Genomic DNA, 929 nt, shown 5'->3' with positions numbered 1-929 from the left:
ATGGAGAGCAGGTCCACCTCGACTTCCGACCAGAACATTACAACGAACGGAACGACAACCCAGAATCTGAACAGCACGGTGTCCGGGACTTCCAAGAACATCGTGGAGTACACGGGCACCTACACCATGAAGAACGTTCCCAGCGTGAACGGCCCCAACCTCACGACCAGCAACGACACCTGCATGGGCAGCAGCAGTGGCAGTGCCAACGGACCCGGCTTTGGCGTGAGCTTCGGCACGACCTGGACGGACGAGCATTGCAAGCGCCTGAAAATGAGCCGCGAACTCTGGAACAAGGGCATGAAGGCCGCCTCGCTGGCGATGGACTGCATGGACCCCGCAGCGCGCGTGGCCCTGGAGATCACGGGCTCGAAATGCCCGCAGTCCATGACTGCAGACGAGCGCCGAAACAACTACGGACCGGATGCCTCGGCACAGGGCAGCACCAATCCTGCTGCGCCGCCTGCAGAGGCTCAGTCAGGCTTGGCACCTGAAGTCACTCGCCCCTCGGTTGTCACCTCCGTGATGGATGATCCACGTACAGCGCAGCTGTATGACAATTAGTAGGCGTGATTCCTAATCCAGGAGGCCGCTATGGGAAAGACTCTAGCTCTTTTAGCGATGGCACTATGTGGCGCTTCGTCTCTGGCTGCACCCGACTCCAGGGCGGTCAATGAACCGTTGAGCATTCAGCGCCAGATCTTCGGAAGTGGCGAGCAAGGCGCGACGGGAGCGCAGCAAGCCGAGCCAGTGGGTGACTATGGCGTCTGGCATGTGCCCCAGTACCTGCCCGGTTACCCGACTGCCGCAACCATCTGGCCCCGCGCCATCCCTGTGAAATGCAGGGACAGGCAGTGCGAGGGCTATGTGATCACCCCGCAGATGGGGCCAGGTGAGTACCTGTTTTTCGTGCCTACAAGCGAGTAGGC

Annotated in this window: 2 protein-coding genes; both read left to right on the top strand. The window is 60.6% G+C overall.

Annotated features, from left to right (window positions below; genetic code table 11):
* The coding region (locus FSY59_RS27255) for a hypothetical protein (RefSeq protein WP_255439810.1) at window positions 1-564 on the top strand (564 nt) is incomplete at its 5' end.
* 30 nt (window positions 565-594) lie between these two features.
* Complete coding sequence (locus FSY59_RS27250; RefSeq protein WP_003052711.1) at window positions 595-927, top strand: hypothetical protein; 333 nt, start codon at window positions 595-597, stop codon at window positions 925-927.
* Window positions 928-929: the final 2 nt, after the last annotated feature.

This window comes from Comamonas sp. Z3 (genome assembly GCF_008121565.1).
Lineage (GTDB): Bacteria > Pseudomonadota > Gammaproteobacteria > Burkholderiales > Burkholderiaceae_C > Comamonas > Comamonas brasiliensis.
The sequence above is the reverse complement of the archived record's forward strand: the minus strand, read 5'-3'. Positions and strand labels throughout refer to the sequence as shown.

What these genes read in the sequence shown, in the direction of transcription:
- FSY59_RS27250 (WP_003052711.1), top strand. Translation starts at nt 595, where the DNA reads ATGGGAAAGACTCTAGCTCTTTTAGCGATGGCACTATGTGGCGCTTCG.